At 55.8% G+C, this 8,715-nt stretch carries 5 protein-coding genes and 1 tRNA gene; 2 read left to right on the top strand and 4 right to left on the bottom strand.

From position 1 onward, the window contains the following. Positions 1-308: 308 nt before the first annotated feature. Entirely contained in the window at positions 309-707 is a 399-nt protein-coding gene (locus tag LAO21_21425; GenBank protein MBZ5555281.1) for a HEAT repeat domain-containing protein, read from the top strand. Between the two features lie 517 nt (positions 708-1,224). Beyond that, positions 1,225-1,299: transfer RNA gene (locus LAO21_21420), tRNA-Asn, on the top strand. Positions 1,300-1,706: 407 nt separating this feature from the next. Here the strand turns inward: LAO21_21420 and LAO21_21415 are convergent. The 4 genes from LAO21_21415 to LAO21_21400 form a co-directional block, all read right to left on the bottom strand. After that, positions 1,707-2,294, bottom strand: a complete 588-nt coding sequence (locus LAO21_21415) for a hypothetical protein (protein ID MBZ5555280.1) — start codon at positions 2,292-2,294, stop codon at positions 1,707-1,709. 72 nt (positions 2,295-2,366) lie between these two features. Then, positions 2,367-3,170, bottom strand: coding sequence for a hypothetical protein (locus LAO21_21410; protein ID MBZ5555279.1), 804 nt, complete (start codon positions 3,168-3,170; stop codon positions 2,367-2,369). Then, complete coding sequence (locus LAO21_21405) at positions 3,171-4,514, bottom strand: hypothetical protein (protein ID MBZ5555278.1); 1,344 nt, start codon at positions 4,512-4,514, stop codon at positions 3,171-3,173. 567 nt (positions 4,515-5,081) lie between these two features. Beyond that, positions 5,082-8,237, bottom strand: a complete 3,156-nt coding sequence (locus LAO21_21400; GenBank protein MBZ5555277.1) for a PAS domain S-box protein — start codon at positions 8,235-8,237, stop codon at positions 5,082-5,084. Positions 8,238-8,715: the final 478 nt, after the last annotated feature.

Here is an 8,715-nt window from a genome sequence, read left to right as displayed (position 1 = left end):
CCAGCACCGTGGCGCTCAGGTCGCTCTTCAGCGTGGCCCTATCCTCCCGGTGCTGGCCGACATGATACGCTGTTCATGGGATTTCCTTTGCCCAAAAGCGATAAACTTTCTTCCACAACTTTGAGATGTATATCAGACCGGGACATTCGACAATTTGAGCGTCGCCCAGACCAAGATGCGGTCATCGTCCCGATTCTTGGCATTGTGGCAGCGTGCAAATTCGATAAGCATTGTTCAGGGAATCTCCATTTGTCCAATTTCCCGGTCTGACCCCATTTGCCGGTAATCTGAAGTTCTTTGCAGGCCCGTTGCAAGGCAGTAGCGCGCTGGAGGATGAGCGGGTCGCTACGTATGCGGCTTTGGGTCTCGGGTACCTCGGCGGAGACAAGGCCGTGACCATATTAAGCGCTGCTTTACAGGAGACCAGCCGCTCGGTTCGATCCAGTATTGCAATTGCCTTGGGTAACATGCGATCAAAGTCCGCTGTCCCTGTCTTGATAGGCATGTATCAAGACCAACACGTCCAAGGTGAGGTATGCGGTTCTCTCATCACGCTCACGCATCGACAGTGGTGCGATGGAAGCGGGGACGTTGGGGCACTGCAGGTGCGGTGGAAACAATGGTACAAGGCAAACCGCCCGGGAATCCGGCTGTACGGGCTCGGCCAGTGTCCAGAGAACTCCGGGTCACTGCCGTACGTACGCTAGTGCCAATCCGTCAGCCGCCAACCTCATAAGAAACGAATCCACGGAATGAGTGTTCTCGGGGAGTGCGGAGCAGTTAGGCTGGAATGAACACGCACCGACTCGGGACGAGAAATTATAGTGACTCAAAACACGGCCGCTCGAATTGCTTTGCTCGGGTAGCCGGGATCCGCTCGCTTTTTGGCGGATCCCGGATCGTGCCTTCTCCAGGCAAGCACCCGGGATCCCAAAGAACGGGATCCCGGCTACCCAAGCTTGCGGCGGTCGAGTTTCGGGCGAACTTGCAAAACGGATTGCAGAATACAGAAATGTAAGCTTTTCTGTCCTTGATCCATTCTTGACGAATCCACCCCTCGCCGATATAATCGTTGCCGTTTCTTTGGGCTGTTCTGCCAGCACTCCTGAGTAGCTCAATGGTAGAGCATTCGGCTGTTAATCCGCCGCGGCGGATTGTAGGTTCGAATTGAGTGCTGGAAACTGAATGACGTAGGGCAATGGATTCGATGTTGTTTGATAGCACTCCTGAGTAGCTCAATGGTAGAGCATTCGGCTGTTAACCGAAGGGTTGTAGGTTCGAGTCCTACCTCAGGAGCCAATTTTTAGAAGTCTTTGTGCCCCCCAAGAACGTGACTCCGTGAGGAATGCCGGCTGTTAATCCACCGCGGTGGATTGTAGGTTCGAGTCCTACCTCAGGAGCCGAATTTTTATTCTCCCCCATCCGCACCGAGCACAGTTCAAAATTGAAGGGCATTCGCCGAAATCCTCAGGCTGAGAGGGCCCCGAAGTTGCTTTCCTCAAGGTTCGTTAGGAGCAGTATATTCATCGCCCCAGGTGTCGTTAATGCCATTTCCGAGCTCCAGCGGAGCGACATATGAAAAATCCATTTCTGTCATCGAATGGTGATTAACCCGGGACCTTCAGCACTTGTGTGTCTCAGGTTGCGCTTCAGTTTCGTTTTGCCAGTCGCGGGCGAAAATTAAACACGAAGCGAGAGTGGGGCTGCTATTTCCTCCTCTTCTTGAGCAACTTGTTGGCCTCATCGACCGTCAGTTCTTTGAACTCAAGCTTCGAATAGATCGCCTTCTTGGGTTTCTTGTTCTCGTTGCCATGAACACCGAGCTTGAGAGTGCCTCCCCACGAGTAGTATGAACCCTGTCTCTCTTTCCCGACCCAGTAGGCCGCCTTGTCTCCCGACACAACCAGGTACAGCTCGTAGGACTTGCCATCTTGAGGAAAGATAACGGACATCTGGAATCCACCCCCGAAGCCAAAACCCATCTCCCTGATATTCTTAGCGGTCACAAGGGCGGTCATGGAAAATGCCTGTTTCCTCGGGAGGACCTCTTCAAAGGTGGCATATCCCATGAGCTGAAGTTCCTTCTCTGTGAAGACCAACGTGTTACTGGTCGCGCTCCAGAACTCTTCGGGCTCAAACGAGAATTTGGATATATTCTCGCCGCTCAGGAAATCGATCGCTTCGAGTTGATCCTGTTGTTCCTGCGATGCGGCCGGCTTCTGCAACGTCCGAGAGAACATCGGCCCCGAGATGCTGAGGATCATGATCAAGGCAAAAATCTTCACCCTATTCATTCTTCGCCTCCTTACCTGTTTAACGAACGCTCGCGTTCAGCGTCGCCGCAAAGCGGCGTCCTCTGCAACGTGTTATTGAGCCGCCCCCGCGCGAGCTTCACGTCGAACCGTCCATCGGCCAACGACTGCGAACAGGACAAGTATGGCGCCCGTGTACCAGGCACCGAGACTGAAGCTGCTGGACCCGTACATGGCGATGAGCAGCCCGCCCCCTACCACCAAGCCCGCAAGTACGGCGAACATGCGCATCCCGTAGAGAAAGACAAATGGAATATAGTGCGCTCCCAAGAGGACCATCAGCGCCGGATAGAACCAGTTCAAACGATACAGACCCACCGGAAGAAGGAGGGGCATCGAGAAAGGCAAGACGAACGCCACTTGCATGCCCAAGTGCCAAAGGGTGTTCTGCGGGCTCAGCGGACTCCTCCCGCCCCCAGCACGGATGAGCAGCTCCGTGGCCGGGAAAATGAAAAATCCGCCCACCACCAGCATCGTGATGGCCGCGCGGGGCGTGCTCCACGTCGCCAGACTGGCCGACACGAGCCACAACACGCCGGAGACGAGCTGCCCGTAGAAGCCCCCGACGAATCTGGTGCGGTTCTCTCGCTGTGCATCGCCTATGTCCATCTCGATCTGCCTCCGTGTGGTCGATCTTGGTCCGCCCATTGCTGTGCGTGAGCGGGCGACGCGCGCGGTACTGACGACATTAGAAGAAGCCTGCTCGCGCCGCTCCGCTGCAGGCAATTGTTTGGCACGCTTCATGCCACAGTATAAGCACTGTTCTCGTTTACCGGTTCCGTGCTCGGCTGGCTCTTCGAGGCTCTCCAATGGCGCCAATGCTGGCCAACCCGCAGCAATGACGATTCTTGTCCACATCTAACGGAAAGAGTCCAGAAAGACCAACCATTCCACTTCCAGGTCATGCAGGCTCTTGCCATAGATGGCGACCCACGAAGCTTGCATCGCCGCATCATCAATCCCGGCCTTCGCCACGCCCTGATATATCCCCTTTAGCTTTTTCAGCGAATACTTGTCGACAAGATATTGCACGAAGGAACCAGCGGCCGGATAGGCAATCTCGGTTCTAGCGTCCGAGCCTATGGCTATCTTGGCCATCTCGCCCAGCGGGAAGAGCTTTCCCTCTCTCCGGTCGGTTTGCGTGATGCGGTGATTGCTGCCTTTGTCCGTGGCCATCGCCTCGGCATATTTGCCGATCCCTTCATTCAGAAACGAACTCGACCCGCCCCAGTTTTGGCCAATCAGCATATGCGCACCTTCGTGGACGGCCAGTCCGAAATCGGGCACCGTCCCGTCAAACCATATAAAGTTTCCGGCGTTGCATGACAATCCCTTGCCCCAGTGGTGCACATAGAACACCTTGGCGTCGAAACCACTAAAATAGGCGGTGAACGTCTTTCTCCAGCGGGGTTCGGTCTCCTTGAACAGATTCAGCAGGAAACCGACCGCCTGCTCATTGGTCTTAGATAAAGCCTCCGCCTTGGCGCGGGGAATGCCAGGCTGAAAGGCGGAGATAAAGCTGTCGGTATCGATCATGTCAAATTGGCTGTCAATCCTCAGGTCGAGCTTGACGATCAGTTCCCGTGGCTGGAACTTGCCTTCGCTTTCCCAAGTGCGAAACACTTCTTCGGGATTTCGTCCGTCACTGGCGAGGATGACCGCGGCGTTGCGCTTGTTGATGACGATGATCGGAATCTCGGGGATTTTTTCGAGCGCATTCTCCCGGTAAGTCGGGAACGGATTCTCCTGGAGAGCCGAGAAAAGCAGGACACCGGCTGCCTTCCGCTTCACAGCTTCCCGGACCCGTTCCTCCATCGTCACCCCGGCGGAATCAGGATATGCTTTGTCGGGGAAATCATATGACAACATGACGACCTTCCCAGTTACGTCGAGTCCGGTATAGGGGTTCGATTTCTGTCCGCCGACGATGCCGTCACCCACAAAAACGATTGGCGCCTTCAAACGGATGTCTACCGAGTAGCGCTTGCTTCCGCAGGGCGCGCCTTTCACGTTGACTACGGGGAGAAAAGGGATCTTGCGATGAGAACCGCCGTCGAAGTAAATATGGCAGGCAGCAAATCCAAGATCGGTTTCAGGATCTGTCAGAAAGCTCAGCCCGGGCCCCTGGGCGAACAACGGCGCCACACAAAACAAGGCCGCCGCCAAGACGATAGCGAAGTCTAGTCTTGAATGTCTGGCCATAAAACCTCACTTACCTCACTGGTGCCGCTGCGTAGTAGCCCGATCATCAATGAGTCCTGGGACCGTTCAAATGCCCTACCCTGATGCAAGCCGCTATATCGCAACAAAAGGAGAGCGTACTCGCAGTGCTCCCATCAGTGATCGTTTCGGGTGGCGCTCCTCTTCTTTACCGCTTGGGTCGGGGAATGGAATCGTTTAATCCAAAGCCTCAAGTGCCAACCGATCGTCATTGAAATAAGGGGCCGAAGAGGGGGACGGCTGGCCGACAATCAGTCTAGAACTTGCTCAGTATCAATTCAAGTGAAATGTGCAGTGGTGTCGCAGAAGTTGGCGTCAGCTGGTCTTGCGAGGGTCAAAATCTGTGTATCATTTTGTGCCCCACCGAGCTCCGAAATGGTGTCCGATCAGACTAGATCGGGCCGGCGGAAGATCTCTTTTCAGCAAGAGACAGCGAATTCTTTCCGAGGGCCAGGCATCGAACAGGGCGTTCGGCATACTTCGACTTGGGACATTGTTTCGCCCCGCAAGCGGGGCTCTCACGTTTTCTCTCATAAGTACCCCGTCCGCTCAGGAGATCTCTTCCATGGGCTTCCATTTCTCAGTGATGTCCTGGACCATGGAGAGGACGCCGGCGACCGTGCCGTCGTCCTCCAAGAGCGGGGTATTGGTCCAGTCGCACAGGATGGTTCGGCCGTCCTTGGTGATGTTTTCGTTGATGCTGTGGGCCGCGCTGTCGCCCTTCAGAAGACGCTGCCAGATCTTCTCGACCTCGGGCTGAACCTGCATTTGGACAATGAGCCCATACGGCTTCTTCCCGATCACTTCGTTCGCCGTATACCCGAAAATCCTCTCGGCCGCGGGGTTCCAGGAGAGCGCCCGGAATTCTGAATTCCACACAATGCACGCAATCGGCATGCGATTGATCTGCAACTGGAGCCGTGCCTGGCTCTTCTGCAGTGCCCGTTCCGCCTGCTTGCGGGCCGTGATATCAATCACCATCCCCGACAAAACCTCTCCCTCCAGCAGCGCGCTGATCAGGACATTCTTGGATTGCCCTTTTCTTGTCAGCACCTCCGCGTCATATCCTTCCACCCGGCCTTTTCTCTGCAGCAGGTCAAGAAGCGTTTCCCGGTCTTTCGGATACTTGAATCTCATTTGGGCCTGTTCGGCGATCATTTCGACGGGCGAGGTGTATCCCAACATCCTCGCCAGGGCGTCATTGACATAGAGAATGTCTCCCTTCACGTTGATCTTGTAGACGCCGACGAGCGCGGTCTCGACGAGGTTCCGGTATCCTTTTTCAGATTCTCTCAGGGCCTCGATCATCTTCTTGCGCTCGCTGACGTCACGAAAATTCCACACCCTCCCGTAGTACCTCCCGTCGCCTCCGAACATGGGTGCGGAGTAACGATCGAAGGTCCTGCCGTCGCGAAGGTCAATTTCATCCTGACTGGTTTCATGGGGATGTTCATATAGGTATTTCACCTTCGTGAGGAATTCTTCCGGCCCGACGAGCTTCTCGAGGACGGACTGCAGGGCCCGCTCATCCGACCGGCTCTCCACCACCTGGGGCGGGATGCCCCACATCTCCACAAAGCGCTGGTTGAAGGAAATCATCTTGCCCGTGCCATCCACCACCAAAATTCCATCAATGGAAGCTTCTTGCTGGGTGTTGAGAAGGAGGTTTCGAAACCGGAGCTCTTCCTCGGCCCGCTGGCGCTCGGTCACATCGCGTGTCACCTCCGCAAAGCCGCGCAGGGAACCGTTTTTCTCGCGCAGGGCCGTGATGACCACATCCGCCGAAAACTGCGATCCGTCTTTGCGCACCCGCAGCCCTTCGTCCTTCACATATCCCTTGGCTTTTGCCACCTCCAGGAGCCGTTTGGGCCAGCCCCGGTCCTGGTCGGCGGCGGTATAGAAGAGGGAGAAGTGCCTTCCAGAAATCTCCTCAGCGGAATACCCCTTCATGCGCTCCGCTGCAGTGCTCCAGCTGACAACGCGCCCGTCGGGATCCAACATGAAAATGGCATAGTCCTCCACCCCCACGACCAACAGACGGAAGCGTTCCTCGCTCTCCTGAAGGGCCTTCATCACCCTCTCACGCTCATCGCGAGCTCGCAGGGCCGTAATTCCATATACCAGGTCACTGCTCAACTCGGCCAGCAGGTCAATCTCGGCGGTGTCAAAGGCGTCGGTCGTCCTTGAGTAGATGTTCAACGCCCCGAGGGCCTTTCCTTCAATGGCTAAGGGGAGGGCGATGGAGGAAGCAAACCGCCGTCGAGCGACCTCCTCACGCCAGGGTTGGAAGAACGGGTCGGTGAGAATGTCTCTCGAGAGGGCGGGCGTGCCGGACCGGATGGCCCGACCCGTCGGCCCCAGCTCGTGCTCATCGCCGCCCCAGGTCAGATCGAGGGAGTCAAGATAGCCTTGTTCGTCGCCGGCCGACGCCACCCGCAGAACGGTCTTCTTGTCGTCTTGCTGGGCAAAACCAACCCAGGCCAAACAATACCCTCCTGTCTCCACCAGGGTCTGGCATATTTTTGCCAACAGTTCCTTTTCGTTGGAGGAGTGAACGAGAACTTGATTGCATTCGCTGATCATTCGAAGGGCGCGGTTGGCGTTGAGGAGCGCCTCATTCGTTTTTGCAAGCTCTGCCGTGCGTTCCTGGACGCGAACCTCCAGTTCGTCATGGGCCCTCTGGAGCGCCAGCTGCGCTTGCTGGCGGTCCGTAATATCGCGGGCAATTGTGGATAAATACGCCGTCTCACCATTCTTTGACTTGTGGGCGATGATGACCTGGGAGACGGGGATTTCGCGCCCGTCGCGCCCCAACAGGGCGCTCTCGCCGGTCCACGTCCCTTCGCGAATGGCCGTGGGGATGCCTTCTTTCCTGACAATCTCGGCGGCCCATCGGGGGTGAAAGTCGGGGACGAGGAGACCGGAAACATCGACGTCTTCGGCGATTCCACGCATTTTTCGACCCGCTTTGTTGAGAGAAAGCGCACGGCCCTGCATGTCGGCACTGCCCACGAAGTCGGGTGTGGCTTCCAGGATCGAACTCAAGTGTCGAAGCGATTCTTCCGCGTGGAGGCGTTGGGCGATGTCGCGGTGAAGGACAAAAATCGCTCCGGCGACAAGCCCGATTGACAAGAGCCCGCCGAGGATGATGGCCAGGTGGGCATTCTGGGCGGTGATCTTCTCTTGCTTCGAACGCTGGACGAACACCTCGTTCTCGTGATCCCTCATTTCCAGGATCAGTTTTCGAATTTGCTCGTGAAGTTGCCTCCCCTCTTCTGGCAATGCGATTTGGCTGGCGGGAATCGATGGGTTCTCCTTCTTCAGGTCGATCGACTTTTGAAGGAGGAGAAGTCGCTGCCGAACCAATGACTGAAGGGCGTCGACCCTCGGGATTTCTTCCGGATCATCGTCATTCAATTTACGGAAGTCTTCGATTTGTTGATCGATTACATTGAGGGCACCATAATAAGGTTCCAAATAAAACTCATTTCCCGTGATGAGGTACCCGCGCTGGCCGGATTCGGCATCCGTTAATCGGGCCGTCAGGGACACGAGCAATTCCACCTGCTGAAAGGACTGGGATTCCAGCTGGGTGTTCTTAACAAGACGGGTCGTGGTTCGGTAGGAGATGACGCTGATGATGACCAGAATCAGTAATGCCAGCCCAAATGCCGATATGACCTTGCCTCCAATAGACCATTTCATGTCATTGATCTCCAGCGGCTGCGGCAATTGCCTGGGAAGTGTACGCCCGCGTTCCAAGAAGAACGAAATGTCGAAGTGCTCAGCCTCGTGGTTACAGTATACCGAAAATTCAGACTGGGAGCGAAGAAGTAAATTCGCATTTTCAGGGCGAAAAAAGACCCGAGCGGAGATTGCCGATCTGAAAATGCAGCACCTTACGGAAAGAGACGCTTCTATGCCCCTCCGCAGATGGCCAGACGCTCGGACAAGTGGATGGTCGTAGAATCAATCGCAGCCGTACTGCGGATACAGGCCCGTTTGAAGCCCTTGACGGCGAACTTTTAAGATGACGTGCCATGGGAGGAGGACTATACTTCGAACACAGGAGGCCCGTGCTTCGTTCCTTTAACTTTGTCCGTAGCCACAATCTTGCAATCTTTTTTGACGAACATGTCGCCGCGGTGTACTTGCGCCCTAGGGCTCAATGAGCCCATCCGGC

The sequence above is a fragment of the Terriglobia bacterium genome (genome assembly GCA_020073085.1).
Classification (GTDB): domain Bacteria; phylum Acidobacteriota; class Terriglobia; order JAIQFV01; family JAIQFV01; genus JAIQFV01.
This window is presented reverse-complemented; position numbering and strand designations above follow the sequence as displayed.